The sequence below is a fragment of the Actinomadura sp. NPDC048394 genome (assembly GCF_040651755.1).
In the GTDB taxonomy this organism is placed as follows: Bacteria; Actinomycetota; Actinomycetes; order Streptosporangiales; family Streptosporangiaceae; genus Spirillospora; species Spirillospora montaniterrae.
Genome location: NZ_JBEZJL010000070.1, coordinates 33,311 through 58,750, shown reverse-complemented (window position 1 = coordinate 58,750; position 25,440 = coordinate 33,311). Strand labels below are relative to the sequence as shown.

Annotated in this window: 28 protein-coding genes and 2 pseudogenes; 17 read left to right on the top strand and 13 right to left on the bottom strand. The window is 73.5% G+C overall.

What is annotated here, in order from left to right:
* The first annotated feature begins 617 nt into the window (after positions 1 to 617).
* Complete coding sequence (locus AB0C78_RS38185; RefSeq protein ID WP_360757925.1) at positions 618 to 1,541, top strand: aminoglycoside phosphotransferase family protein; 924 nt, start codon at positions 618 to 620, stop codon at positions 1,539 to 1,541.
* Positions 1,542 to 1,551: 10 nt separating this feature from the next.
* On the opposite strand, the gene AB0C78_RS38180 is transcribed toward AB0C78_RS38185, so the two are convergent.
* A complete protein-coding gene (locus tag AB0C78_RS38180) occupies positions 1,552 to 2,040 on the bottom strand; it encodes an Lrp/AsnC family transcriptional regulator (protein WP_360757922.1) in 489 nt (162 codons plus the stop codon).
* A gap of 105 nt (positions 2,041 to 2,145) precedes the next feature.
* Between AB0C78_RS38180 and AB0C78_RS38175 the strand changes: the two genes are divergently transcribed.
* Positions 2,146 to 3,468 (top strand): APC family permease, encoded by a 1,323-nt coding sequence (locus tag AB0C78_RS38175; RefSeq protein ID WP_360757919.1) that lies wholly within the window; start codon positions 2,146 to 2,148, stop codon positions 3,466 to 3,468.
* On the opposite strand, the gene AB0C78_RS38170 is transcribed toward AB0C78_RS38175, so the two are convergent.
* The gene (locus tag AB0C78_RS38170) at positions 3,412 to 4,641 is read right to left on the bottom strand and encodes an MFS transporter (RefSeq protein ID WP_360757917.1); all 1,230 of its coding nucleotides are present in this window, start codon (positions 4,639 to 4,641) and stop codon (positions 3,412 to 3,414) included. The two genes, AB0C78_RS38175 and AB0C78_RS38170, sit on opposite strands and share 57 nt — an antisense overlap.
* Before the next feature lie 94 nt (positions 4,642 to 4,735).
* Between AB0C78_RS38170 and AB0C78_RS38165 the strand changes: the two genes are divergently transcribed.
* Entirely contained in the window at positions 4,736 to 5,311 is a 576-nt protein-coding gene (locus tag AB0C78_RS38165; RefSeq protein WP_360757914.1) for a MarR family transcriptional regulator, read from the top strand.
* Here the strand turns inward: AB0C78_RS38165 and AB0C78_RS38160 are convergent.
* Positions 5,308 to 6,564, bottom strand: coding sequence for a hypothetical protein (locus AB0C78_RS38160; RefSeq protein ID WP_360757912.1), 1,257 nt, complete (start codon positions 6,562 to 6,564; stop codon positions 5,308 to 5,310). The genes AB0C78_RS38165 and AB0C78_RS38160 overlap by 4 nt on opposite strands.
* A gap of 51 nt (positions 6,565 to 6,615) precedes the next feature.
* Between AB0C78_RS38160 and AB0C78_RS38155 the strand changes: the two genes are divergently transcribed.
* A complete protein-coding gene (locus tag AB0C78_RS38155; protein WP_360757910.1) occupies positions 6,616 to 7,161 on the top strand; it encodes a helix-turn-helix domain-containing protein in 546 nt (181 codons plus the stop codon).
* Between the two features lie 9 nt (positions 7,162 to 7,170).
* Here AB0C78_RS38155 and AB0C78_RS38150 read toward each other — a convergent pair whose 3' ends face one another.
* The 4 genes and pseudogenes from AB0C78_RS38150 to AB0C78_RS38135 form a co-directional block, all read right to left on the bottom strand.
* Positions 7,171 to 8,460, bottom strand: a complete 1,290-nt coding sequence (locus tag AB0C78_RS38150) for a hypothetical protein (RefSeq protein WP_360757907.1) — start codon at positions 8,458 to 8,460, stop codon at positions 7,171 to 7,173.
* 174 nt (positions 8,461 to 8,634) lie between these two features.
* A complete protein-coding gene (locus tag AB0C78_RS38145; protein ID WP_360757928.1) occupies positions 8,635 to 9,192 on the bottom strand; it encodes a cysteine hydrolase in 558 nt (185 codons plus the stop codon).
* Positions 9,189 to 9,740: pseudogene (locus AB0C78_RS38140) on the bottom strand (MFS transporter); the annotation flags it as partial. The pseudogene AB0C78_RS38140 and the gene AB0C78_RS38145, both read right to left, overlap by 4 nt.
* Positions 9,741 to 9,933: 193 nt before the next feature.
* Positions 9,934 to 10,476 (bottom strand): annotated as a pseudogene (locus AB0C78_RS38135) (MFS transporter); the annotation flags it as partial.
* On the opposite strand from AB0C78_RS38135, the gene AB0C78_RS38130 reads away from it, so the two are divergent.
* A complete protein-coding gene (locus tag AB0C78_RS38130) occupies positions 10,403 to 10,711 on the top strand; it encodes a hypothetical protein (protein WP_360757931.1) in 309 nt (102 codons plus the stop codon). The pseudogene AB0C78_RS38135 and the gene AB0C78_RS38130 sit on opposite strands and share 74 nt — an antisense overlap.
* A 170-nt stretch (positions 10,712 to 10,881) precedes the next feature.
* On the opposite strand, the gene AB0C78_RS38125 is transcribed toward AB0C78_RS38130, so the two are convergent.
* On the bottom strand, positions 10,882 to 11,244 hold the full coding sequence (locus AB0C78_RS38125; protein ID WP_151540450.1) for a DsrE family protein: 363 nt from the start codon (positions 11,242 to 11,244) through the stop codon (positions 10,882 to 10,884).
* A gap of 241 nt (positions 11,245 to 11,485) precedes the next feature.
* On the opposite strand from AB0C78_RS38125, the gene AB0C78_RS38120 reads away from it, so the two are divergent.
* The 4 genes from AB0C78_RS38120 (at position 11,486) to AB0C78_RS38105 (ending at position 14,351) form a co-directional block, all read left to right on the top strand.
* Entirely contained in the window at positions 11,486 to 11,971 is a 486-nt protein-coding gene (locus AB0C78_RS38120) for an FABP family protein (protein WP_151540449.1), read from the top strand.
* 380 nt (positions 11,972 to 12,351) lie between these two features.
* On the top strand, positions 12,352 to 12,768 hold the full coding sequence (locus AB0C78_RS38115) for a transcriptional repressor (RefSeq protein WP_360757904.1): 417 nt from the start codon (positions 12,352 to 12,354) through the stop codon (positions 12,766 to 12,768).
* 9 nt (positions 12,769 to 12,777) lie between these two features.
* On the top strand, positions 12,778 to 13,773 hold the full coding sequence (locus tag AB0C78_RS38110; protein ID WP_360757901.1) for a folate-binding protein: 996 nt from the start codon (positions 12,778 to 12,780) through the stop codon (positions 13,771 to 13,773).
* Positions 13,774 to 13,853: 80 nt separating this feature from the next.
* Positions 13,854 to 14,351 carry a hypothetical protein gene (locus AB0C78_RS38105; protein WP_360757898.1) on the top strand — a complete coding sequence of 166 codons (498 nt, stop codon included), beginning with the start codon at positions 13,854 to 13,856 and terminating at the stop codon, positions 14,349 to 14,351.
* 84 nt (positions 14,352 to 14,435) lie between these two features.
* Here the strand turns inward: AB0C78_RS38105 and dtd are convergent, their stop codons facing one another.
* Positions 14,436 to 14,861 carry a D-aminoacyl-tRNA deacylase gene (dtd, locus tag AB0C78_RS38100; protein ID WP_360757896.1) on the bottom strand — a complete coding sequence of 142 codons (426 nt, stop codon included), beginning with the start codon at positions 14,859 to 14,861 and terminating at the stop codon, positions 14,436 to 14,438.
* Between the two features lie 20 nt (positions 14,862 to 14,881).
* On the opposite strand from dtd, the gene AB0C78_RS38095 reads away from it, so the two are divergent.
* Together AB0C78_RS38095 and AB0C78_RS38090 are read left to right on the top strand one after the other, a co-directional pair.
* Complete coding sequence (locus AB0C78_RS38095) at positions 14,882 to 15,709, top strand: 3-keto-5-aminohexanoate cleavage protein (protein WP_360757893.1); 828 nt, start codon at positions 14,882 to 14,884, stop codon at positions 15,707 to 15,709.
* Between the two features lie 131 nt (positions 15,710 to 15,840).
* Positions 15,841 to 16,815, top strand: coding sequence for an asparaginase (locus AB0C78_RS38090; RefSeq protein ID WP_360757890.1), 975 nt, complete (start codon positions 15,841 to 15,843; stop codon positions 16,813 to 16,815).
* A 417-nt stretch (positions 16,816 to 17,232) separates the two neighbouring features.
* Here the strand turns inward: AB0C78_RS38090 and AB0C78_RS38085 are convergent, their stop codons facing one another.
* Genes AB0C78_RS38085 through AB0C78_RS38075 form a run of 3 tightly spaced genes read right to left on the bottom strand, consistent with a single transcriptional unit; the run spans position 17,233 to position 19,711 of the window.
* Complete coding sequence (locus AB0C78_RS38085; RefSeq protein ID WP_151540442.1) at positions 17,233 to 17,652, bottom strand: hypothetical protein; 420 nt, start codon at positions 17,650 to 17,652, stop codon at positions 17,233 to 17,235.
* A 44-nt stretch (positions 17,653 to 17,696) separates the two neighbouring features.
* On the bottom strand, positions 17,697 to 18,926 hold the full coding sequence (locus AB0C78_RS38080; RefSeq protein ID WP_360757887.1) for an MFS transporter: 1,230 nt from the start codon (positions 18,924 to 18,926) through the stop codon (positions 17,697 to 17,699).
* Positions 18,923 to 19,711, bottom strand: coding sequence for an FCD domain-containing protein (locus AB0C78_RS38075; RefSeq protein WP_360757884.1), 789 nt, complete (start codon positions 19,709 to 19,711; stop codon positions 18,923 to 18,925). Before AB0C78_RS38075 ends, AB0C78_RS38080 begins: the two co-directional genes overlap by 4 nt.
* A 262-nt stretch (positions 19,712 to 19,973) precedes the next feature.
* On the opposite strand from AB0C78_RS38075, the gene AB0C78_RS38070 reads away from it, so the two are divergent.
* The gene (locus AB0C78_RS38070; RefSeq protein WP_360757881.1) at positions 19,974 to 20,387 is read left to right on the top strand and encodes a hypothetical protein; all 414 of its coding nucleotides are present in this window, start codon (positions 19,974 to 19,976) and stop codon (positions 20,385 to 20,387) included.
* A 144-nt stretch (positions 20,388 to 20,531) separates the two neighbouring features.
* Here the strand turns inward: AB0C78_RS38070 and AB0C78_RS38065 are convergent, their stop codons facing one another.
* Positions 20,532 to 22,316 (bottom strand): DUF2207 domain-containing protein, encoded by a 1,785-nt coding sequence (locus AB0C78_RS38065; RefSeq protein ID WP_360757879.1) that lies wholly within the window; start codon positions 22,314 to 22,316, stop codon positions 20,532 to 20,534.
* 42 nt (positions 22,317 to 22,358) lie between these two features.
* Between AB0C78_RS38065 and AB0C78_RS38060 the strand changes: the two genes are divergently transcribed.
* The 5 genes from AB0C78_RS38060 (at position 22,359) to AB0C78_RS38040 (ending at position 25,405) form a co-directional block, all read left to right on the top strand.
* The gene (locus tag AB0C78_RS38060; RefSeq protein ID WP_360757876.1) at positions 22,359 to 23,318 is read left to right on the top strand and encodes a neutral zinc metallopeptidase; all 960 of its coding nucleotides are present in this window, start codon (positions 22,359 to 22,361) and stop codon (positions 23,316 to 23,318) included.
* 160 nt (positions 23,319 to 23,478) lie between these two features.
* On the top strand, positions 23,479 to 23,775 hold the full coding sequence (locus AB0C78_RS38055) for a YiaA/YiaB family inner membrane protein (protein ID WP_360757873.1): 297 nt from the start codon (positions 23,479 to 23,481) through the stop codon (positions 23,773 to 23,775).
* Positions 23,776 to 23,957: 182 nt separating this feature from the next.
* Positions 23,958 to 24,365, top strand: coding sequence for a helix-turn-helix transcriptional regulator (locus tag AB0C78_RS38050; protein WP_151540435.1), 408 nt, complete (start codon positions 23,958 to 23,960; stop codon positions 24,363 to 24,365).
* Positions 24,362 to 24,814: a hypothetical protein gene (locus tag AB0C78_RS38045; RefSeq protein WP_151540434.1), complete on the top strand. Its 453-nt coding sequence runs from the start codon at positions 24,362 to 24,364 to the stop codon at positions 24,812 to 24,814. Before AB0C78_RS38050 ends, AB0C78_RS38045 begins: the two co-directional genes overlap by 4 nt.
* A 225-nt stretch (positions 24,815 to 25,039) precedes the next feature.
* Positions 25,040 to 25,405 (top strand): DUF2516 family protein, encoded by a 366-nt coding sequence (locus AB0C78_RS38040; RefSeq protein WP_194737415.1) that lies wholly within the window; start codon positions 25,040 to 25,042, stop codon positions 25,403 to 25,405.
* The last annotated feature ends 35 nt before the right edge of the window (positions 25,406 to 25,440 follow it).

The following is a 25,440-nucleotide window of genomic DNA, read 5'->3' as shown; positions in this document are numbered from 1 at the left end:
CGAAGTCCATCGCGTAGCGACGCCGAAGGCGCCCTTGACTTTGGAGGGGCGGCCCCGTACGCAAGCGCCACCCCACCACCCGAACACCCCTCTTGTGATTCTCCCGACACGCCTTGTGTGGCTCTCTGGTGTCGCGTTCTCCGGTCCTTCTGCCGCCTGCTGATGTTGCCTGAACGGGCGGACTCCGACTCAGAGTTGCCCCCGCCTCGCGATCAACCACCAACAGGAGAAGACGGCGCACTACCCGAAGCGCTGAGGATTGGAAAGCCTGAGCGTGTATCGGTCGTAGGCGCCCAACCAATCCGGAGCCAAAGGCTCAGCTAAGAGCGAATGCGGCGTCCTGAGCAAGATGCCTTGTTTGAAGAGCCTGCCTCCATCTCCTCAAGGGGCATTCGCCTCGCTCCAGCCGAGGGACGGGGCGGGTGCTTGTGGCCGTCAGGCGGAGCCGAGTTCGGTTCGGCGTTGCTTGTTCGACGCCGGGCGCGGTGGTCGGTGAGGTCACGGAGGATCGGCCGGAGGTGCACAACAGAGGCGTTTCGGGGACGGCGTGGGACGGCGGGGGACGAGTCGGCCGGTGGGGAGGGACGGCGGCGGTCCGGTTCGCGTAGCGTGCCCGGGTGGTCGTGATACCGGAGGTGTTCACGCGGAGCACCGTCGAGCGGGAAGGGGAGGCGGGCTCGGAGTGGCTCGCCGAGTTGCCGGGGATCGTGAAGGAGCTGCTGGAGCGCTGGGAGTGCGTGCCGGACGGCGAGGTCATGCACGGCGGCGTTGGGATCATCGTTCCCGTGCAGCGGGGCGGGGAGCCCGCTGTGGTGAAGGTGTCGTTTCCGCATCCTGGCAACGTCCACGAGCCGGACGCGTTCGCGGTGTGGGGCGGGCGCGGCGCGGTCCTGCTGCATGAGCGCGACGACGGGCGGTTCGCGATGCTGCTGGAGCGGGCCCGGACGGTCTCGTTGGCGGAGGGTGAGGACGTCGACGAGATGGTGCGGGTCGCGGGGCGGTTGAGCCGGCGGCTGAGCGTCCCGGCGCCGTCTGGCCTGCCACGGCTGCGGGACCGGGCGGACGGGTGGGAGGAGGAGCTGCGGCAGGACGCGCGGGAGCTGGTGCACGGGCTCGGCCCGCGTGTGCTGGACGCGGCGTTGGCGACGGTGCGCGAGCTGGGTCGTGTTCAGCCGGACACGCTCGTGCATGGCGACCTTCACCCGCGGAACATCCTGCGTGCCGATCGCGAGCCGTGGCTGGCGGTCGACCCGAAGGGGTATGTCGGGGACCCCGCCTATGACGGTGGTGCGTTGTTCAAGGCGCTCCTGTTGAGGCTCATCGAGGCCGATGACCTCGGCAAGGCTCTGCGTCGGGTGATGGACGTGTTCGCGGAGGCGGCGGAGCTCGACCGTGAGCGTGTGCGGCGCTGGGCGCAGTTCCATGCGGTCCGGGGCGCGTTCTGGGCGCGCCGCCACGGGTTCCGGGTGGCCCGCGGCGGCCTGGCGCTGGAGCAGATCACCGCCCTCGCGGATGGCCTGGCGGAGTCGTTGACGGAGTGACGGGGGCGGGTCACTGCTTGGGCGGCCAGCCGGACAGCGGGAGCGGGCCGCGGCTGAGGACGGTCCGGATGGCGAAGGTGCTCCGTGCGTCGCGGACGGGGCCGATGGCGAGGATCTCGTCGAGGAGCACCCGCTCGTAGGTGGCGAGGTCGGCGACGGCGACCTCGACGAGGAAGTCGGCCTCGCCGGAGACGACGTAGCAGGCGACGACGGCCGGGATGGCGGTGAGGGCCGCCTCGATGGTCCGGGACGTCTCGCGGGAGTGCTGGTCGACCTTCAGGGCGATGAAGACGGTGAGGCCGAGGCCGAGCCGGTCGCGGTCGAGTTCCGCGCGGTAGCCGGCGATGACGCCGTCGTCCTCCAATGCTTTGGTGCGGCGCAGGCAGGAGGACGGGGAGAGGCGGACGGTCTCGGCGAGGTCGACGTTGGCGGTGCGGCCGTGCTGCTGGAGCCGGTCGAGGATGGCGCGATCGATGCGGTCGTACCCTTGTTGCGGCATGCCGTGCAGCATATTGGACCCACAGCGGCACAGCATTGCGTTGAGGGCGTTCTAGAGGCCACAACATGCCATCGCGTGCCGCGGGTTTCGGACGATGCTCATGGCATGTCTTCGAACCGGAACGATCTGTCCACGGTGGGTGCCACAGCTCTGTATGTGGGTGCTCTGCTCGGGCCCAGCCTCCTGCTTCTGCCGGGGCTCGCCGCGCGGGCCGCGGGGCCCGCCTCTCTGCTGGCGTGGGTCGGCCTGCTGGTGCTGTCCGGCCTCATCGCGGTGGTGTTCAGCCGTCTCGGGACGACGGTGGGCTCGACGAGCGGTGTCGCGGGTTATGCCGCGGCGGGGCTCGGGTCGCGGGCCGGGCGTGCGGCCGCCTGGTGCTTCCTCGGCGGTGTCGTGACGGGGGCGCCCGTGGTGTGCCTCATCGGCGGCGCGTACGTGGCGGAGCTGCTGCGGGCGGGGGACCGGACCGCGTTCGCGGCGGCGGGCGTCCTGCTCGCGATGGTGCTGGCGATGCGCCTGGCCGGGGCGAGGACGGGGGTCCGGGTCCAGCTGGCGCTGGTCGGGCTGCTGGTCGCGCTGGTGGTGCTGGCGGTGGCCGGGGCGGCGCCGTCGGCGCGCGCCGGGTACTGGCATCCGTTCGCTCCGCACGGGTGGGGGTCGATCGCGCGGGCGGCGTCGCCGTTGATGCTGGCGTTCGTCGGGTGGGAGGCGGCGGCTCCGCTGACGGCGCGGTTGCGGGATCCGCGGCGGCAGCTGCCGCGGGTCGTGGGCGCCGCGTTCGCCGTGACCGCCGTCCTGTACCTGGCGCTGGCGGCCGCGACGGTCGGGGTGCTCGGTCCGCGGGCGGGGAGTTCGGTGCCGCTGGCGGGGCTGCTGGAGGTCGCGGTCGGCGGGAGCGGGCGGGCGATCGCGGCGGCCGGCGCGGTCGTCCTGACTCTGGCGGCGACCAACGCCTACCTGACGGGCGCCACGGCGATGGCGTCCGCCCTGGCCGGGACGCGACGCGGCCGCCCCACCGGGACGCGCCGGGCGCAGGCCGCCGGGACGCGGCGGGGGCAGGTGGCCGAGGCGGGACGGGGGCAGGCGGCGGGGCTCGTCGCCGCGATCGCCGCGACCGGCGGGCTGCTGCTCGGCCTCGCGGCCAGCGGGCTGGTCGGCACCGCGCAGTTCGTCGCCGTCCCGACGGCACTGTTCCTCGTCGTCTATCTCGCCTGCATGGCGGCGGCGGTCCGGGTGCTGCGCGGCCTGGTGCGGGTCGCGGCGGCGGTCGCGTGCGTCACGGTCGTCCAGCTGCTGCTGTTCTCGGGGTGGGCGGCGCTGCTCGCCGCCGCCGTCGCGGTGACGGCGGCGGCGACCGAGGGCGTCCGGCGGTCAGTCCTTCAGGAGTGCGGAGGGGGCGGCGGACGCGTCATGGGCGACGGCGCGTGAGGCCCTCCGGCCGGTGCCGAGCATCAGCAGCAGGGATCCGGCGGTCAGCGCGACGCCGAACCAGACGACGCTGGTGACGCCGAGGTTGTCGGCGAGCTGGCCGCCGAACAGGGCGCCGAGCGCGATGGAGGTGTTGTAGGCCATGGTGTTGAGCGACATCGCGGCCTCGAACGTCTCGGGGGCGGCGGCGAGGGTCATGTTGACCTGCGACAGCTGGACGACGCCGAACGACAGCCCCCACAGGACCAGCGCGGCGATCGCGCCGGCCTTCCCGTCGCCGATGGCGAGGAGCAGGAGCAGGGACGCGACGAGTCCGGTGCAGCCGGCGGCGAAGCTGCCGCGCAGGCTCTTGTTCACCGTGAAGCCGGCGGCGAAGTTCCCGATGGCGCCGCCGATCCCGAAGATGATCAGCACGACGGTGATGAACAGGGGAGTGGCGGACGTGCTGTCCTCCAGGTACGGCCGGACGAACGTGTACGCGCCGAAGTGGCCGAGCACGAACAGCACGACGATGAACAGCACGGACCGCAGCGGCACGTTCCGCAGCGGCAGCCCGAACACCTCGCGGACCGAGACGGCGTTGTCGGACGGCAGCGACGGCACGATGGCGGCGACCGCGGCGAACACCAGCAGGCTCAGGCCGGACCAGATGAGGAACGTGGTCCGCCAGCTGGTGAGGTCCTCCAGGACGGTGCCGAGCGGGATGCCGACGACCGTGGCGATCGAGATGCCGGACATGACGATCGCGGACGCCCGGCTGGCGTGCCGTTCGGGGACGAGGCGCATCGCCATGCTGACGCCGATCGCCCAGAAGACGCCGCTGGCGAAGCCCATGACGAGCCGCGTCGTCAGGACGAGCGGGAAGTTCGGCGAGACGGCGGTGACGAGGTTCCCGAGGGTGAGGACGGCCAGCAGCGTGGACAGCAGCACGCGCCGGTCGACGCGGCGGGTCCAGGCGACGATGAACGTGACGCCGAGGCCGGCGGAGACGCCGTAGAGGGTGACCATCAGCGCGGCGACGCCGACGGGGACGTCCAGGCTGGTGCTGAGCGGGGTGAGCAGGCCGACGGGCATCAGTTCGGTGGTGAGGAAGGTGAACAGGCTGGCCGTGATCACGGCCACGCCCAGCCAGGCCCGCAGGAGCGAGTGCGGGCGTCCGGTGCGTGCGACCATCGCGAGTAACCTTTCAACGTTGAAATGTTCAACGTTGAGGAAGGTAATCTGGTGATACCTTCATGTCAAACAGTTCAACGTTGAGGAGTTTCTGGTGGGGCGTGACGCCGTCGACCTCGTCCTGGAGCAGTGGGCCCGCGCGCGCCCCGACCTCGACGCGTCCCCCATGGGCGTGCTCGGCCGGCTGACCCGGGTGACGCGCATCGCCGAGCGCGAGCTCAAGGCGCTGTTCGGCGAGTTCGGGCTGGAACGCGGCGAGTTCGACGTCCTCGCCACCCTGCGGCGCGCGGGCGCGCCCGGAGGCATGACGGCGGGCGATCTGGCCCGCTCGTCGATGGTGACCTCGGGTGCCGTCACCAACCGGCTCGACCGGCTCGTCGCCAAGGGCTACGTCACGCGCGACGTCGACCCCGGCAACCGGCGCAGCGTCATCGTCGCCCTCACGCCCGCGGGCCGCGACCTCATCGACCGCGCCGTCGTCGCCCACCTCGAGAACGAGCAGCGCATCCTCGCCGCGCTCGACCAGGACCAGCGGGACGCGCTCGCCGCGACCCTGCGCACGCTGCTGCTCAGCCTCGGCGACGAGGCCGACGGCGCGGGCAGCGCAGGCGAGGCGGGCGGCGGCGCGGGCGAGGCGGGCGGCGCGGCGGGGGGCGCGGCGGGGGGCTAGGCGTTCAGCCAGGCGGCGATGTCGTCCAGCACGGCCGGGTCGACGTGCTGGGGGCGGTCGTAGCCGGCGGGCGTCGACGGGCCGGTGCCCGGGAAGAACAGGTGGTCGTCGGCGGCGTGCACGCGGACGGTGACGTCCGGACGGCCGTCCAAGCCCGCCTGCCAGCGGGACAGGTCGTCCTCGACGGTGACCTGGTAGTCGCGCCCGCCTTGCAGGATCAGCATGGGCTTGCCCACCGCGACGGCGGTCGCCACGGGATCGTAGGCGCGCATGTCCAGCCAGTACGGGGCGGGGAGGCCGAACGGCAGGTCCGCCGCGGGCGTCGCCGGGGACAGCCCCGGGTCGGCGACCCGGGCGGCCTGCCGGACGATGGCCGCGACGGCGACGTCCGCGTCCGGGCCGGGGTTCAGGGACGCGAGGTACCGCGTCACGCGGACGGCGGCCTCGTGCATCGGCTGCGCATCCCCGGCCATGATCACCAGGCCGGCGACGGACGGCTCGGCGGCGGCGACGCGCGGGGCCGCCTTGCCGCCCATGCTGTGGCCGAGGACGAAGACCCGCGCGGCGTCCACGCCCGGCTCGCCGCGGAGCAGGCGGACGGCCGCGACGGCGTGCGGGACGTACTCGTCCGCCATCGTGAAGCCGGGATCGGCGGCCACCTCGGCGGGATGGGCGTGGGTCGCCTTGTCGAAGCGCAGCACCGTGACGCCGCTGGTGGCGAGCCCCCAGGCGAGGTCCTTGAGCGGTTTGTTGGGGCCGCTCGTCGCGTCGCGGTCGAACGGTCCGCCGCCGCTGAGCAGGACGACGCCGGGACGCGGCCCGTTCGTCCGGGGGAGGGTGAGCGTTCCTGGGACGGCCAGCGGGCCGGAGCCGACGGTGACCTCGCGCTCCTCGAAGGCGGACGGGTCGGCGTAGGGCGGCGGGTTCCACGGCGCGGCGGTGCCGCCGGGCGCGAGGCGGAGGCCGTTCAGCAGGCCCGCGGCGTCCACGGACATCACGACGGTCAGCGCCCCGCGCTCGCAGCCGACCGGCACGCTCACCCGGGTCAGGTCCGTGCCGAGCGGCTCGGCCGCCGGGTCCCCGACGGACGTCACCGGGCCGCGGCGGGCGATCTCGTCCGTCCACGCGACGCGCACCGTCCCGGCGGACGCGACGGCCCGCAGCGGGGCCGCGAACAGCGCCTCGACCTCGGCGAACCGTCCGTCCCGCAGCGACCGGACGACCCCGGCCGCGATGCCCTCCGCGTCTCCCATCCCAACCCCTCTCAAGTTTGAGAAAGGTAACACGGATGAGATCGTAGGGCCATGGACACCCTGGAGCTGCTCGCCCACCCCGTCCGGCTGCGCGTCGTCCACGCGATGCGCGGCGGCCGGCTGCTCACCACGTCCGAGCTGCGCGCGCGCATCCCGGACGTGTCGAAGGCGACCGTCTACCGGCACATCGAGCTGCTCGTCGACGGCGGCGTCCTGGAGGTCGCCGAGGAGCGCCGGGTGCGCGGCGCGGTCGAGCGCCGCTACCGGCTCCGCCAGGACCGCGCGGTGATCGACCCGGACGCGCCGCTGTCGCGCGACGACCACCGGCGCGGGTTCGCGGCGGCGACCGCCGCCCTCCTCGCCGAGTTCGGCGCCTACCTCGACCGCGACGGCAGCGACCCGGCCGCCGACCTGGTCGGATACCGGCAGCACGCCGTCTGGCTCAGCCGGGAGGAACTGCTCGAGCTGATCGCCGGGATGCGCGCCGCGATCGCCCCGCGGCTCGCGAACGGCCCGGCGCCCGGCCGCGCCCAGTACCTGCTGAGCCCGATCCTCTTCCCGATCGAGCCCCCGCCGGCGAGCCCGGAGTCCGTCTGACGGACCGCCTTACCGCGCCGATCCCGCGCCCGGCGCATCCGGCGCGTCCGGCACGCCCGGCGCGTCCGGTGCTTCCTGCTCACCCCGCATGCCCGCCGCATCCGGCGTATCCAGCGCGCGCGCCGCGTCCGGGGCGTCGGGGCTCGGTGGCCCGGGGATCTCCTGTTCCGGCCGGACGCGGGTCCTGACCCAGGTCCGCAGCGACTTCGGCCGCGGCTCCGGCCCGTACCGGCCGCGTGGCGCCACCGCCATGATCGCCGCCGCGGCGGCCTCGGCGACCTGCCCCGACGACGCACGGGCGCGGCCGTCCGGTGGTTCCGGTACGGGCCGCAGCTCGCGGGGACGGCCCACGATCTCCACCCCGCTCCGCCGGAGGACGGCCACGTCCTCCTCTGCCCACTCCGCCACCAGGTCCCGCATCGAGTCCGGGACGGCGACCGGCCCGCCGCGCTCGTCGCGGACGAGCAGGCCGTTCAGCAGGATCTCCTCGCGCAGCGCGCGGCGCTCGAACGTGCTCCAGCCCGAGTCCTCCAGCCGCCGGTTCAGCGCGACCATCAGCTCGGTCTCCTCGCTGGTCAGCCCGCCGTGGGTGCGGCGCGCCCGCACGTCGGCGGACGGCCGGCCCGCGCAGCCGCGGGCGCCGACGGCGGCGGCGAAGCGGCGCCACAGCAGGTCCGGCGGCGAACCGGGGTTGATCACGACGCGGACCCGGTCCGGCCCCACAGCGGCGGACCACCGCCGGACCAGCCCGCCGAGCCGGAACGCCCGCCACAGGTGCAGGTCAAGCTCCTCCTCGATCGCCTCGGGGCCGCGCTCGCGCTGCTCGGCGAGCGCCGCGAAGTACTCCTCGATCGTGGAGTGCCGGCCGTTGCGGACGTGCTGCTGCCACAGCGACGGCAGCGTCCGGTCCAGCCGGCGGGTGGTGATCACGATCTCGACGCCGGCGCCGTCGAACTCGGCGAGCAGCCGCGCCACGGCCGGCGTCCGGATCACCGAGAGCGCCTCGGCGGAGATCAGGACGGTGCCGGGCCAGGCGCGGACCTTCTCCATCAGCCGCAGCCACTTGTCGCGCTCCCCGGCGGCGTCGTCCGGCGCGACCCACGGGTACTCGCCGCCGAGGAGCCCGCGCGTCGCGCGCTCGTGGTTCTCGATCGCGTCGGGGAGGACCTCCCTGATCGAGTCCGGGTAGAGGATGCCCGCCTCCTCGGCGAGCGGCCCCGCGATGTGGCCGAGCACGTCCTGCAGGTAGGTGGTGCCCGACTTCTGCTGCCCGATGTGCAGGATCACCTTCGATGCCATGGACCCGCCCCCTTCCCCGGGCCGGGGGAGTGCCTCCCCGGGCCCGGGAGCGCTGAGAACCCGGCGTTTTCCCTGGTCATCGCACCATAGGCGGGTCCGGGGCGGCGGCAGAAGGCGGGCGGGCGAAGGTTAGCGCAGGGTTAACGCGCTCTTCCCCGTTCACTCGGGCTTCTTTCAGGCTTCGGTCAGGGTCCTCGTCCACGCGTCGACGGTGACGACGTCGGCCTGCCGCGGGAAGACCTTCTCGGTCAGGACGCGGTGGACCTCGGGGTCCGGGTCGGCGCAGCCGTCCGCGAGGACGGTGATCCGGAAGTCCAGGTCGGCGGCCTGCCGCAGGGTGGACAGGACGACGCCGCTCGTCGCGATCCCCGCCAGCACCAGGTGGTCGATCCCGCGCGAGCGCAGGACGAGGTCCAGGTCGCTGCCCGCGAACGCGCTCACCCGCTTCTTGGTGATCACGGGCTCGCCGGGCCGCGGGTCGACGCCGGGATGGATCGCGGCGTTCGGGTCGCCGGGGGTGAAGGCGCCGTCCGGCAGGGCGCCGAACGCCTTGTTGCGGGGGTGCTTGTCGGGGTGGCCCTCGCGGAAACCGACGACGACGTGCAGCACGGGCACGCCGGCCTTGCGCGCCGCGTCCACGGCGCTGATCACGCGCGGCAGGTAGGCGTCGTCCTCGACGCGTCCGACCATCGCGTTCTGCAGGTCCATCGCGAGCAGGGCGGTGTTCGTCATGACTGTCCAATCTCTCGGGTGGCCGGGCCGACGCGGCCCAGGGAGCGGTCCACCACCGTCACCACCAGGAACGCGACGGAGATGGCGAGCATGAACCAGGCCAGGTGGTGCATCCCGGTGGTGCCGGCGCGCTGCCCGAAGAACGCGCCGTTGGCCGCGGACGCGACGATCGCGCCCAGGTAGCCGAAGGTGCGCAGCAGCCCGGCGGACGACGCGAGCCGCTCCGGGTCGGCCTGGTGGTAGACGGCGTTCTGGAGGGCGAGGCTGTTCAGCCCCTGCGGGACGCCGATGACGAGCGCGACCGCCACGATCAACCAGATCGGGCTGGCGGAGTGCAGGACCAGCAGCAGCGCGCACGCGGCGACCTGCCCGGCGGCGCCCGCGAGGAGCTTCCCGCGGATCTCCGGGCGCCGTCCCGTGAGGGTCGAGACGATGATCGCGGTGCCGAAGAGCGGCAGCTGCGCGAGGCCCGTCTGCGATGCCGACAGGCCGCGTCCCTCCTCCAGCCATTGGGTGTAGCCGTACAGGAACGCGTACGTGACGACGTAGGCGAGGAGCGCGCGCGAACGTGAGGAGCAGCGGCTTGTTGCCGCCGAGGACGCGCAGGTCGATGAACGGCGCGTCCACGCGCAGCTCGCGGACGGTGAAGGCCGCCGCCGCCACGGCCACGACCGCCAGCAGGTAAAGGTGCCCGACGGCGGGCTCCATGAGGAACACCAGCAGCGAGACGAGCATGACGGCGAAGAGGCCCATGCCCATGAGGTCCAGGCCCGCCAGGCGGCGCTCGCCGTCGGTGCGTTCCGGCAGCGGCGTCTTCGGCAGGCGCAGCAGGCCCAGCGCTATCCCGGCCAGCGCCAGCGGGATGTTCAGCGCGAGCGTGGTGCGCCAGCCGCCGAGCCCGATCAGCAGCCCGCCGAGGGACGGCCCGACGACCGCGATGGTCTGCGTGGTCACCGCGAGCGCCGTCAGGACGCCGGCCGGGCTGTCGTGCCCGGTCCGCCGCGCCTCGCTGCGGATCAGCGACATCGCCGCCGGGTAGCCGGCGCACGTCCCGAACCCGAGCAGCACCCGCGCCCCGATCAGCACCCACAGGTCCGGCGCGAGCATGCCGACGACGCCCGCGAGGCCGGTCATCGCGGTTCCCGCGAGGAACAGCCGGCGCGGCCCGAACAGGTCGATCAGCCGCCCGACCACCGGCTGCCCGATCGCCGTGGCCAGGTACAGCGCGGAGATCAGCCAGGCGGTGCGGGACGGCGGCGCCCCGAACGCGGCGCCGATCGGCACCAGCGCGACCGAGATGATCGACGAGTTCACCGGGTTCAGGACGCTGCCGAGCATCATCGGCGCGAGGAGCCGCCGGTCGAACCCGTCCGGCGGACGGTCCGCGCCGGCGCCGCGGCGGCGCAGCGAGCCCGCGACCTGGGTGAGCACCGAGCTCATCGGCATCGCCGTCCCCGCGGCCCGGTCCCTTCCCGTGCTCGTTCCGTTTCGTCCGTCTCGTCCATGTCCTCCACGGTAGTTTCTACAGGCTGAGCTGTCCAGTTAGAACTGAACAAATGAAGCTGAGCAGGCCAGGCTGGCTGAATCGCGCGCTCGGGGATGCGCCCGCCCGCCGCCGTACGGGCGGGGTGCGTCAGGGCAGGCGTGAACGCCCGTACGGCTCGCGCCTACGGGCCGGACGGAATGGGCCTAGTAGACGAGCGCCTGCACGTCAGGAGCGGTGATCTCCTCGACGAACGTCGGGGCGCCGGCGATCCGGATGCCGGGCAGCACGTCGTCAGGGCCGATGCCGCGGCGCGCCGCGCACTGCGTGCACAGCGTGACGCGTCCGGCGGCGAGGATCACGGCGAGCAGGTCGTCCAGCGGCGTCGCGTGCTCCAGCTCGAAGCCGGCGGCGCGGCCGGGCAGGGCGAACCACGCGGACTCGCCCGTCAGCCACAGCGAGATGGGCACGCCGCTGGCCGCGGCCGCCGCCGCGACCGTGAACGCCTGGTTGCACCGCTCCGGCGCGTCCGCCCCCGCAGTCACCTTGATAACCAGAGGTCTCGCCATAGGCGCACTCTAGCCCCGCGGGCGCGCGTAGCATCGTGCGGCGTGGGCGGCATGGTGAACGCGGGTGTCCTGGTCCTCGCTCTCGCGCTGGTGGCGGTGGCGGCCGTCCTGCTGGTGGTGCGGCTAGGGCGCCTGAAATGACCGGTGCGGGGGACGCGGCGGGCCGGCGGCCGCGCCAGGCCGCGCCTTGGCGGCCCTGGAGTGGCGCGATGATCCGCCCGCGCCGCTACGCTCGGTGCTCATGGAGTTTGAGCTGCACCCCGACCTCGAACCGCTGAAGTTCCTCCTGGGCACGTGGGAGGGCGCCGGCGTCGGCGGCTATCCCACGATCGAGGGCTTCAACTTCGGGCAGGAGATCTCCTTCACCCACGTCGGCAAGCCGTTCCTCGTCTACGCCAGCCGCAGCTGGCTGATCGAGGAGGACGGCACGCTCGGCCGCCCGCTGGCCATGGAGACCGGCTACTGGCGTCCCCGCCCGGAGCACCAGGTCGAGGTCACGCTCTCGCACCCCACCGGGATCGTCGAGATCTACGTCGGCAACGTCGCGTTCAACCGCGTCGAGCTGCAGACCGACGTGGTGGCGCGCACCGAGTCGGCCAAGGAGGTCACCGCGGGCTCGCGCCTGTACGGCCTCATCGGCGAGGACCTCGGCTGGGCCTACGACATGGCCGCCATGGGCCAGCCGCTCCAGTCGCACCTGTCGGCGCAGCTCAAGCGCGTCGGCTGACGCCCCGCCCGTGCGTCCCGCCGGCGCACCTCCGGCGGGACGCGCGCGTCCCGGCTGCGTGAGGGCGCGGGCCCGTCAGGGCCCGGACATGGAACGATCCCCGGACCTTCCCGCGGGTGCGGGGCGACGGACAGGACTGGTCCATCGGTCCGGGGATCGGGTAACTGCCTGGTATTCGCCGGTCACCGTCGCGACCGGTTGCCACCGCCGGGGGCGGCGGCGCCGAGGCGGAACGGCGACTAGCGGACAGTCACCTCGCGAGTCCCAGAATCAACCATTTCTTGGACCACCTCCTTTCGCGCGTACCCCGCACGCTATGTGAGCCGCGGGCGTGGAGGCAAACGAGTTTTCGGCGGACCCGTCCGGCATACACTCGGGGCATGGTCGAGTCGTGGCAGGAGGAGCTGCGGGCCAGGGGGTACCGGGTCACTCCCCAGCGCCAGCTGGTGCTCGAGGCCGTCACCAACCTCGAGCACGGGACACCCGAGGACATCTGTACCGAGGTGCAGCGCACCGCCCGCGGCGTGAACATCTCCACCGTCTACCGGACGCTGGAGCTGCTTGAGGAGCTCGGGCTCGTCAAGCACGCCCACCTGGGCCACGGGCCGCCGAACTACCACCTCGCCGCCGAGGCCGAGCACATCCACCTGGTGTGCCGCGGCTGCCACACGGTGGAGGACGTCGCCCCGAAGGCCGCGGCCGGTCTCGCGGAACTGCTGGAGCGCGATTTCGGGTTCGAGACGGACGTGCACCACCTCACGGTGTACGGGCGGTGCAAGGAGTGCCGCGCGACATAGTCTGGCTCCATGGAGAGCCCGCTGCTGCAGTCGCCCGGGGCCGTCGCCGCCGATGAGCCCGACCAGGAAGTCGCCGCGCACTACGGGGAGCCGGCGCAGGAGCAACGCGCGCTCGAACGCGGCACGGGCTTCGTCGACCGCGGGAACCGGGGCGTCGTGCGGGTCTCCGGCCCGGACCGGCTGAGCTGGCTGCACAGCCTGCTGAGCCAGCATCTGGACGCGTTGAAGCCGTTCGAGCCGACCGAGGCGCTGCTGCTGAGCCCGCAGGGCCACATCGAGCACCACATGTTCCTGATCGACGACGGCGAGGCCGTGTGGATGCACGTCGAGCCGGGCCGGGCGCCCGCGCTCGCGGAGTTCCTCGACCGGATGCGGTTCATGCTGCGCGTCGAGGTCGCGGACGTGTCGGACGAGTACGCGGTGATCACCGGGCCGGAGGACCGCGGACCGTCGGGCGGCGGACTCGCCTGGCCCGACGTCGCCGGCACGGTCACCCGGATCGTCCCGCGTTCGGACGGTTTCCCGGACGGCCTGCGTCCCGCCGGGATCTGGGCGTACGAGGCGCTGCGGATCGCCGAGCGCCGTCCCCGCTTCGGCCTCGACACCGACCACCGGACGATCCCGCACGAGGTCGGGTACGTCGAGACGGCCGTCCACCTGAACAAGGGCTGCTACCGGGGGCAGGAGACGGTCGCGCGCGTCCACAACCTGGGGCGCCCGCCCCGGCGGCTGGTGTTCCTGCACCTGGACGGCAGCGTCGACCGGCTGCCCGCGCACGGCGACCCGGTGGAGGTCCCCGGCGGGCGGACGATCGGGTTCGTCGGGTCGGCGGCGCGCCACCACGAGCTGGGGCCGGTCGCGCTGGCGCTGGTCAAGCGCAACGTGCCGGTGGACGCGGAGCTGCTGGCGGGCGGCGTGGCCGCCGCGCAGGAGGTCGTGGTGTCGCCGGACACCGGGGCCAACGCGCAGATCGATCTCCGGAGGCGGCCCGCAAATCGGGGGTAAAGCGGCGACCCTCGGGGCAAAATCGTCTGATATAGACGATTTCTGACCGGCCACCGCCCGGGGAAGGTGGATTCCTACCGATGGTCGCGAACCTGGGGAGAGAGAAGCCGCCGGCCGCACGCAAGGGGACTCGCCGCCGCCGTCCCCGCCGGGAGTCCGCGCTGCTGTGGTGGGCCCTGTTCGCGGCGGTCGCCGTCGCCGCCTGGTACCTGCACTCGTGGCGGGTGGCGCTGCTCGGGCTCCTCGGCTGGTGCCTGTACGAGTTCCTCCTCGTCCCCACGCTGTGCCGGGTGCTGACGCGTCAGGGCGTCCCGTGCATCGAGCGCGCGCGCGGACGGCTGTTCGCCTGCACGCCCGGCCACCAGCACGTGAAGAACGACGCGCTGTGGAAGCTCATCGGGATGCGCAACCCGTCCCGCAGGAAGCCCGACCCGGACGAGACGGCCGTCGACACCGGCGTGGTCGTGCACTCGGCGAGCGTGCGCGGACGGCTCGCCCCTGCGGACCGGGCGCTGATCCTGCTCGCGGGCGTCGGAACCGTCGTCACCGTCGTCGGCATGGTGTACGGCTTCGGCTGACCCGGACGGCCCGGCCGGCGCCGGGCCGTCCGGACCCGGTCGGCGCCGCCGCGGTTCGCCGCTCGGGGGCGTCGTGGCGGCCCGTCAGATGTCGACGACGAGGGTGATCGGGCCGTCGTTCACGAGCGAGACGGCCATGTCCGCGCCGAAGACGCCCGTCTCCACCTTGGCGCCCAGGTTCCGGAGCTCCTGGACCACCGCGTCCACGAGGGGCTCCGCCACCGGGCCCGGCGCGGCCGCCGTCCAGGTCGGCCGGCGTCCCTTCCGCGCGTCTCCGTAGAGTGTGAACTGGCTCACCACGAGCAGCGGCGCGTTCACGTCCGAGCACGACTTCTCGTCCTTGAGGATGCGCAGGCCCCACAGCTTCGCGGCCATCCTGCGGGCCTTGGCCTCGTCGTCGTCGTGCGTCACCCCCACCAGGACCATGAGGCCCGGCCCGTCGATCTGCCCCACGACGCGCCCCTCCACGGACACGCTCGCCTGACTCGCCCTCTGGACTACGGCACGCATGACCATGCATTCTGCCGCCTATGGGAGCAACGACGCTCATCACGGTGGCGCCCACGGGCGCGGAGTCCGCCAAGGCGGACGTTCCCGCCCTGCCCGTCACCCTGGATGAACTGGTCCAGACGGCCAAGGAATGCGAGGCGGCCGGCGCGGCCGTCATCCACGTGCACATCCGCGACGACGACGCGCGGCCCACCCTCGACCCGTCCCGCCTGCGGGACACGGTCGCGGCGCTGAGGGAGAGCACGGGGCTGATCGTCCAACTGTCCACGGGGGGAGCCGTCACCGACCCCTACGAGGACCGCCTGCGCGTACTGGACGCCGCGCCGGACATGTGCTCGCTCACCTGCGGCACGGTCAACTTCGGCGACGACGTCTTCATGAACCCGTGGCCGTTCATGGTGGAGCTGTACCAGCGCACCCAGGAACTGGAGGTCGTGCCCGAATTCGAGCTGTTCGACCTCGGACAGGTGGCGTCGCTGCACCGCCTGCTGGACAAGCACGGCCTCCCGTACGGCGGTCACGTGCACTGCGATCTCGTCATGGGCGTTCCCGGCGGCATGCCGGGGGACGCGCGCACGCTCGTCGCGGCCGTTGACGCGCTCCCTGAAGGGGCGACGTGGTCGGCCACCGGTATCGGCCGGACGTCCCTGCCCGTCCTGTTCGCGGCTCTGTCGGCCGGTGGGCACCTGAGGGTCGGCATGGAGGACACGGTCACCTTCGCCAAGGGACGGCCCGTGAGCGCCAACGTGGAGCTCGTGGAGCGGGCGGCATCGGCCGCCGCTCTGGCGCAGCGCCCCGCGATGCCGGCCGCCGACGCTCGCACCCTTTTGGGCGTCAAACAGCGCTGACCTGGCTGGACATCATCGGCCCCGGACCGTTATCCACAGAATGCGGTTCGGGTTCACTTCGGTGCGGTGGGTAACCACCATGGAGACACGCGGGCCCGGCCGGCCCGCGTTCACCGACGACAGGGGGCGCAGTGCAGATCAATCCCGTACTCGTGGAGGTCGAGCGGTCCGGGTTCGTGGAGTCGCGGCACCGCGGCGCCGCGATCGGCCTCGACGCCGGCGGCGAACCGGCGGTGCGCGCGGGCGCGCCGCAGGAACCGGTCTTCCCGCGCTCGGCGAACAAGCCGATGCAGGCCGTCGCGATGCTGCGGTCCGGCCTCGACCTCGACGGCGAGCTGCTCGCCCTCGCCGCCGGCAGCCACTCCGGCGAGGACTTCCACGTCGAGGGCGTCGAGAAGATCCTCGCCGGGGCGGGCCTCGGCGCCGCCGACCTGCGCTGCCCCGAGCAGTGGCCGCTCGACCCCGAAACCCAGCAGGAGGTCGCGCGCACGGGCGGCGGCCCCTCCCGGATGCGGATGAACTGCTCCGGCAAGCACGCCGCCATGCTCGCGACCTGCGTCGCCGCGGGATGGCCCACCGAGGGCTACCTCGACCACGGCCACCCGCTCCAGCTCGCCGTCCGCGCCGTCGTCGAGGAGCTCACCGGCGAGACCGTCGGCGCCGTCGGCGTGGACGGCTGCGGCGCGCCGCTGTTCGCCGTCTCGGTGGCCGGCGTCGCCCGCGCGTTCCGCGCCCTCGTCCTCGCCGGGCCCGGCACCCCCGAGCGCCGCGTCGCCGACGCGATGCGCGCGCACCCGCAATGGACGTCCGGGACCCGCCGCGAGGAGCGCCTGCTCATGGACGCCGTCCCGGGCCTGCTCGTCAAGTGCGGCGCCGAGGGCGTGGACGCGTTCGCCTTCACCGACGGCCGCGCCGGGGCCGTCAAGATCGACGACGGCGCCATGCGGGCCCGCACGCCGGTGACCGTCGCCCTGCTCCGCGCCCTGGGCATCGACCAGGCCGCCCCGAGCGCCCTCGACGACCTGGCGACCGTCCCCCTCCACGGCGGCGACGCGACGGTGGGAGCCATCCGCCCCGCCCCCGACGCCTTCCCCGCCCCCACCTGACCCCGCCCCGCCGCACGCCGCTCCTAGGGGCCACGGCGCCGGCAACGTCCCCGCCGAACCACCAACCTGCGCCGCGCGACCAACCTGCGCCGGGCCACCGCCCTGCGCCGGCCTCCTCCGACGGTCCTGCGGCGGGCCACCGCCCTGCGCCGGGCCACCGGCCTGCGGCGGGCCAGCGGCCTGCGCCGGGCTTCTCCGACGGTCCTGCGGCGGGCCACCGGCCTGCGCCGGGTGACCGCCCTGCGCCGGGCTCCTCCGACGGTCCTGCGGCGGGCCACCGGCCTGCGCCGGGCTCATCCCACGGTCCTGCTCGGTCCCTGCTCGTCCCCGCTTGGCGGGCGGGGGCAAGGGTCAGGCCCCGGCGGGTGGCCGGGGCCTGAGCGGGGCTGGGTGCGTGGTCAGGAGCTGGGTGCGTGGTCAGCTGTCGTGCTTGGGGCGCTTCAGGGAGTCGACCTCGTCCTTCAGGGCCGCCCTCTCCTTGACGATCTTGGCGCGCTCCTTGAGGGTCTTGTTGGCCAGCCCCCTGCCGGTCTGGACGCGGGGCTCACGGCCCGGCTGCGGGTTCTCGTACAAGAACTCCTCGTCCTGCTCGGACGTGGGCGGGTAGCTGTGCGAGAACATGCCGGGACGGTAGTAGTACAGCCCGCCCTGCTCCATGCCGCGATGGTTCGTCTGGTCGTTGCGGCGCTCCGGATGGACCTTCCGCGACGACGCGGTGACCGTGACATAGAGCCAGGCCAGCAGCCCCACCGTCGCGAGCACCGGAATGATCCATGCCCAGAAGATCGGTCCGATGGGGTCGGTGTTGGCGTAGGCCATGGCGAGCATCCCGTCCACCTCCCGATGGTCGGCCGTTACGGGGACGCCTACGGGTGTGTCCGTTAATTCGCCGCATTAACCTCAGGGGCCGGTATCGGGGCCGGTGAACCGAGCGTCCGGTTGCGTCCGGCGGGCAGGCCGGGGACGGCGAGCGCCGCGCAGACCGCCAGCACGGCGATCATCGGAACGGTCCAGCCGCCGGTGGCGTCGTGCAGCGCGCCGATGACGAGGGGGCCGAGGGCCGCGATGACGTAGCCGACGCCCTGCGCCATGCCGGACAGCTGCGCCGCGGTCGCGGCGTCGTGCGCGCGCAGGCCGATGAACGACAGCGCGGTGGCGAACCCGAGGCCCTGGCCGATGCCGAGGACGACCGCCCACAGCCACACCGTGGCGATCGGCGCCCAGGCGACCCCGGCGAACCCGACCACGCACAGCGTGCACGTCAGCGTCACCAGCGGCCGCTGGTCGCGCATCCGGCGCTCCAGCAGCGGCACGCCCAGCGAGCCGACCGCCTGGATCGCCGCGGTCAGCGCCAGGACGTAGCCGGCGGCAGTGTCGCTCATCCCGCGGTCCTGGCAGATCGTCGGCAGCCAGCCGAGCACCACGTATGCCAGCAGCGACTGGAGGCCCATGAACACCGTGACCTGCCAGGCCAGACCGGTGCGCCACACCAGCGCAGCGGCGGCCCGCGAGGGCGGCGCGGACGGTGCCGAGCGCGCGGCGCGGGAGGCCCGTACCGCCTTCGGCAGCCAGATCAGGCCGGCGATCGCCGCGGGCACCGCCAGCAGCCCGAGCGGCAGCCGCCACGACGAGCCGAACGCGTCCTCGATCGGCACCGCCAGCCCGGACGAGATGGACGCGCCGCCGCTGACGGCGAGCGTGTACACCGCGGTGACGGTGGTGATCGAGTCGGGATGGTCGCGCTTGATGATGGCGGGCATCGCGATGTTGCCGACGCTGATCGCGATCCCCGCCACCAGGGACCCGGCGAACAGCGGGAAGGGCGCGTCCACGAGCCGCAGCAGCAGCCCGATGATGAGCAGGCCCATCGCGGTGACCAGCAGCGTCTCGCTGCGCGGCGGCCGCCGCAGGAAGGGGGCGAGCAGCCCGTAGGAGCCGAAGAACACCAGCGGCAGCGTGGTGAGCGCCCCCGCGGCCGTCCCGGACAGGTGGAAGGCGTCCTGGATCTCGGTCAGCACCGGCCCGACCGCGGAGATCGCCGGCCGCAGGTTGACCGCGACCAGGACGATCAGCAGCACCGACCCGAGCAGCCCGCCCCGCCGCCCCGTCACCGCCCCTCCCCACCGGCCACCCGAGCCTGGGCGGCGTTGGTTGGCTGGGCTCGCCCGGCGCTGGCCGGTGGTGTTGGTTTTGGGGTGGGGTGGGCGAGGAGGGTGTCCAGGACGGCGAGGGTGGGTTCGACGACCGCGGCGGCGGCGCGGGCGGCGGCGTCCGGGTCGGACGCGGCGATCGCGTCCAGCACCGCCCGGTGCCGGGCCGGACCGGCCTCCGGCACCTCGTGGTCGAGCCGGACGGCGCGCATCGCCTCGCCGAGCCGGACGATGAAGAACCGCATCGCCTCGATGAGGACCGGGTTGCCGCTCGCCTCGGCGACGCCGAGGTGGAAGCGCGCGTCCGCGGCGCCGAACTCGGCGGCGCCGTGCTCGTCCGCGCCGGTGGCCTCGTCGCGGGCGCGCAGCAGCTCCTCGAGCCGCTCCAGGTCGGCGGCCGTGCGGCGGCGCGCCGCCAGCCGGGCCGCCTGCACGTCGTAGGCGAGCTGCACCTCGAAGACGTCCCGGGCCGACGCGTGCGCGACGCCGCCGAGCAGCGGGCGCGGGTCCGCGCTGCTGCGCACGTAGGTGCCGTCGCCGCGGCGCACCTCCAGCACTCCGCAGTGCGACAGCGCGCGGATCGCCTCGCGGACGGCGGGCCGGCTCACGCCGAGCTGCGCGGCGAGGTTCAGCTCGCCGGGGATGCGCTCGCCCACCGGCCAGGAGCCGCCGCTGACCTGCCGCTGGAGCTGGTCGAGCACGGCGTCGACGGTCGAGCCGCTCGGGACGGGACTCAGCGCCACCATGACCTCCCTCTGTAAGATGTCAGACATCTTACGAAATGCCGCTACCCGTCTCCCGTGCGGGGGGCGCGTCCCACGTCGCGGGGCCATGACCCCTCAGGACCCGGAGGCGCGGGCCGCCTACTGCTGGGGCCGCGGTGTGGAGACGTGCGGGGCCGCGACTCGGGACCCGTGGCGTGGGGGGACGCGGCGGCGGGGCCGTGGGCGGGCGGATGGTTGAAATCCGGACACCGGGTACCGGTCTGGGGCGAGGAGGTGTCGCCACATGCTCGGCAGTTCCGTTCACATCGGGGACATCTACCTGTACACGATCGGGCCCGTGGTGATCTTCCTGGCGATCGCGGGCTGGCTGGTCCTCACGATCGTCGCGTCCAAGGAGCGCAAGCGGCCGGTGGGCCGGGACCCGCAGATGCCGCACCGCGGCGACGTGACGGGCGGCATCCTGCGCGGCAGCCCGTCGCAGCGCAACCGGCGCGACCCGGCGCTCACCCCCGCCGAGCGGGAGCTGGCGCGGCTGGAGGCCGAGCGCGCGGAGGCCGCGCGCCGGGAGGCCGCCGCGCGCGACGCCGCCGAGCGGGAACGGGCCGCGAACGCGCGCGCCGCCGCGACGTGGCGCAAGTTCGACCCGCTCCGCTGGATCCACAAGCGGCACGCCGGGAACATCCGCCAGATCAAGTGACGCGCCCCTCGCCGTGGATCCCCCCGGACGCGGCGCCTGCCGGAACGGCCACCCACACCCACCCCCCGAATCGGCAGGCGCCGTCCGAGCCCGCGGCGGCCGCCGAGTCCCCTCCCGGCGCCGTCGCGGGCCCGACCGCGGCGGTCAGAGGCCCCGGGACTGGGAGATCGAGCCGGACGTGGCGAGGGTGAAGGTGCGCATCGACTCGGCGAAGTTCGACAGGTCCCACTCGGCGGGGCCCTCGTACCAGTAGAGGTTGTCGGCGCCCTCGGCGCGCTCGCCGGCGTCCTTGACCGTCTCCGCCCACTTGCCGACGACGTCGAAGACGACCGCGTACGGCAGGAACCGGGAGAACAGGGCGATGCGCTGCCGGGAGCCGGTGTGGTCGGCGTCCGGGATCGCGCCGCGCTCCAGGAACGCGCGGAAGCCGATCGTGTGCGCGAGGACGGTGGAGCCGCGCGCGGTCTTGGCGGGCATGTACTGGCCGCCGTAGGCGAGCGCGGCGCCCGCGATGATCAGCGCGAGGCCGGCGAGCGCCCACTCGGTGGTGAGGGCGAGCGCGACGGTCGCGGCGATGCCGAGGACGGTCAGCGCGATGCCGGACACGGTCCACCGGGACCGGACGGTGTCGGGCCGCCGCGCGAACCAGCCCTGCTTCACCACGTCGTCGTACATCGCGGCGCGGACCTGCGCGAGCTTCGTGGCGAACGTGCCGCCGAGTTCGGACAGCTTCACCGCGTCGCGGGGGGCGCCGTCCCGGCCGGTCATCAGCGCGTCCAGCAGGATCCGCTCGTAGGGGAGCAGGTCGACGACGGGACGGTCGAGGCGGCGCAGCGTCCAGTCGAGGCGGCCGGTGCGGGCCCGGTCCTCCTCCTCGATCAGCAGGTAGCCGCGGACGGCGAGGTCCACGATCGTCGCGGTCACGTCGATGACGTCGGCCTGCTCGTCGATCAGGGTGCCGATCTGGCCGGGCCGGACCCCGTTCGGCGGCTCGAACTCGGCGCCGACGACCGGGGGCTGGTCGCCCACGGAGGCGTGCTTGCCGACGACGCGGGCGTCGCGCCCGCGCAGCAGGTACAGCGCGGCGACGCCGCCGCCGAGCAGCACCAGCAGGCCGAGCAGGACGCCGCCGGTGACGGCGTTGACGGAGAACGCGGTCGCGACCGTGTGCCGCCGCTCGTAGATCGCGTGGCCGCCGGTGGTGCCGGGCGGGAGCCCGGCGACGACCGTGAGGTACTCGCCGGGCAGCATCTCGCGCTGGCTGTAGACGCCCTGTGTGTGGGCGTGGTTGGTGTAGTACTGCGTGCAGCCGATGGTGCTCTTGAGCGGTCCGGCGAAGCAGTTGACGCTGCGGATCATCGCGGTGGCGTCGACGGTCGCGCCGGCCTCGTCGACGGGGACCCGCCAGCCGCCGGCGGCGGGCCAGCGCAGCTCCTCGGCGGAGCCGAGCTGGTCGATGGCGCCGCGCAGGTCGTACTCGAGGACGACGGTGTGCCGGCCGGTGAGCTTGCCGCTTCCGGTCACCTTGACGGTGGTGTCGGTGTCGCCGGTGGACGTGGAGACGCGGGTGGGGCCGCCGTCGGGGCTGGTGGCGCGGAGGGCGCCGAGCTCGTAGACGCGGTCCTGGGTGACGCTCTCGTGGGTGCGCGTCGGGAACGTCCGCCGGAACCCGGAATGCCCGGCGAACTGGTAGACGATGGTCTCCTTGACCCGGATCACGCCGCCCTTGCCGGGGGCGAGGGCCACGTCGTCCTTCAGCACCCGCTCGGCGTCGGCGGCCCGCGCGGGGACGGCCGCGGCGCGCTCGCCCGCCGCCGCCGGACGCTCCGCCGCCCCCGCGGACGCGCAGGTCGCGAGGGGGAGGAGGGAACCGGCCGCCAGCGCGAGCATCACCGGTCGCAAACGACACAACGCCGCAAGAGCAGACATGGCCGCAAATGGTAGCGGGAACGCGTGCGATGATTCTGCGCTATGGCAGGTCACTACCCCCCGCCTCCGCCGGCGCCCCCGTACGGTCCGCCTGCCTACGGTCCGCCGCCGCAGTACCGGTACGTCCCGGCGCGCAGGCCGCCGCGCCGTAGCGCCGGCGGGACGATCGCGGGGATCTTCGGCGGGCTGACGGCGGTCGTCGTCCTCGGGATCCTCGGCTTCTCGCTGTTCGGCGGCGAGGGCGGCATCGGCACGCACGTCCGTTCGGCCGCGCCGCGGACGGCGACGCGCAGCACGGCGACCGACAACAAGCTGTACGCGACGGGCGCGCTGACGCCGGTGCGGTGCGTCCTGCCGCGGCTCGCGCCGGGCCCGGCGTCCATGCGCCGGTTCATGAACGTCCTGAGCGACTGCCTGGACGCGTCGTGGAGCAGGCAGTTCAAGAAGGCCGGGATGCGGTTCGACTCCCCGAACCGGGTGTTCTGGCAGACGCCGGGGTCGAGCCCGTGCGGCAGCTACCCGGCGCCGGGCGCGTCCGCGTTCTACTGCCCGGCGAACAACACGATGTACGTGGGGCTGACGAACGTGGTGGAGACGTCGGGCGGCGAGCCGCTGTCGCACTACGCGGTGTTCGCCCGGGTCGTCGCGCACGAGTACGGCCATCACGTCCAGGACCGGGCGGGCATCCTGCTGTACGGCGACGCGGAGATGGAGAAGGGCGACACCGCGACCCGGACGGAGGCGAGCCGCCGCATCGAGCTGCAGGCGCAGTGCTTCGCCGGGACGTTCCTCGGCGCGGAGCGGGCGACGCTGCCGATGACGCGGGCCCAGTACACCGCGATGATCATCGACGTGCGGGGGCGCGGCGACGAGCGGCTGCCGCCCGACCAGCGCGACCACGGGTCCGGGCGGCACTACGCGGGCTGGGTGATCACCGGCTTCAAGGGCCGCGACCTGTCGGTCTGCAACACCTGGACGGTCCCGCCCTCCGACGTCAGCTGACCCCCGGCCCCCGCGACGCCGGCTAACCTCGGCCCGCGCGACGCCAGGCGGGCCCCGGCCCGCGCGATGCCAAGCGGGCCCCGGCGTGCGTGGAGCTACTCATCGGTAATTGAGTGCGGGTACTCATGCCCGCGGCGCCGCGTCGCCGGAGACTCGTGGCATGACGAACTCCACTCCGCCCGCGCAGTCGGGCAGCGCCGCGTTCTTCGTCCAGGCCGCCATCTCGTTCGCGGTCTCCAGCATCGCCGTCGCCGCCGGCGTGGTCTACCTGCCGGTGAGCGCGTGGGTCCGGGCGTTCCTGGCGCTCGGCCTGCTGTACGTGATCACCTCGACGTTCACGCTGGCCAAGTGCGTCCGGGACCGCCAGGAGAGCGCGGCGGTCACCAACCGCGTCGACCAGGCCCGGCTCGACAAGCTGCTCGCCGAGCACGACCCCTACGCCACCCCGTCCCTGTGACGCGTGGCCCCACCCGCCCGTCCGTCCGAAGCGCGCAGAGCACCCGGCGAACCGTCCGCCGGGTGCTCTGCGCGTTTCGGCCGGATATCGTCCGCACCCGGGTCCATGACTGTGAGGGGACTCACGGCGGAGTGCTAGCTGTAGTGCTTGCAATAGCAAGCACGATGACGCAGGGTGGAGACATGGCAAGTTCGAAGGTCGGCTCGATCGGGGAGTACATCCGGGAGCAGCGGACGCGGGCGAAGATCTCGCTGCGCCAGCTCGCGGACGTCTCGGGCATCTCCAACCCGTACCTGAGCCAGATCGAGCGCGGGCTGCGCAAGCCGAGCGCCGAGATCCTGCAGCAGATCGCCAAGGGGCTGCGGATCTCCGCCGAGGCGCTGTACGTGCAGGCCGGAATCCTGGAAGAGCGCGAGGCCGACACCGACGTGCAGGCCGCCGTCCGGGCCGACCTCCTCCTCACGGAGCGCCAGAAGCAGGTGCTGCTCGACATCTACGAGTCGTTCCGCAAGGAGAACGAAGCCGCCGGAGTGTTCGGAGAAGCCGGGCACGACACCCCAGAGCAGGATGGAAAGGAAGAGGTCGGATGACGCTGGCCAGCAGTCTCCGCGAGAACAGGGCCGTCTACGCCGTGGCCGGCGCCGGCGACTTCGCGGTGGAGAAGCTCCGCGAGGTCCCCGAGCAGGTGACCCGGTACCAGGGCAAGGCCCGCGAGGCCGCCTCCAAGTACCAGGGCGAGGTGCGCGAGACCGTCGAGCGCTACCGCGGCGAGGTCCGCAAGACCGTGGACCGCTACCGCGACGAGGTCGACGCGAAGGACCTGCCGGGCGCCGCGGTCGCGTACGTGACCCACGTCGGCACCCGCACCGTCGAGTTCATCGACGAGCTCACCGAGCGCGGCAAGCGCGTCGTGCACCGCGAGGCCGCCGAGGTCGCCGCGATCGCCGAGGCGGACGAGAAGCCCGCCCCGAAGGCGCGCGCCGCCCAGCCGAGGAAGGCCGCGCCGCAGGCCCGCTCCGCCAAGAAGAGCGACGCCTGACACGCACCCGCCTGAACAGCGGTTTCAGGGCCCGTCCGGGAACACCCGGGCGGGCCCTGACGTCTTTGACAGTGAACGGCCCCCGCCCCGCGCGGTCCGGGGGCGCGGGATCGGGACCGGTCCCCGCGGATCCCGGTCCAGGCCGGCCGGGCCGCATAAGGTTGGGACGCAAGTGTGCGCGACGCGAGGGTCGCCGTCCGAGACGAGCGGGAGTGCTGATCACCGATGGCGGACTTCAGTGTGCTGGACTACTTCTTCTGGCTGCTGCTGATCATCGCGTTCGTGATGGAGGCCTGGGCGCTGATCGACGCGCTGACCGTGCCGCAGGGCGCGTACGCGGCGGCGAGCAAGCAGAGCAAGAAGCTCTGGATGATCATCCTGATCGTCGCGGCGGTGGTCGGCGGCGCGTACGCGGCGGTGCCCTACGCGCTCGGCGTGCACCCGATCGCGCTGCTGCTGAACATCCTGCCGGTCGCCGCGTTCATCGCGGGCGCCGTCTACCTCGCCGACGTCCGGCCGGCCGTCGCACCGTTCAAGAAGCGCGGGGGCGGGCGCGGCAGCACGAACATGGGCCCGTACGGCCCCTGGTGAACCGTCCCGCCGGCGGCGGCGCGCGTTCTAGGGTG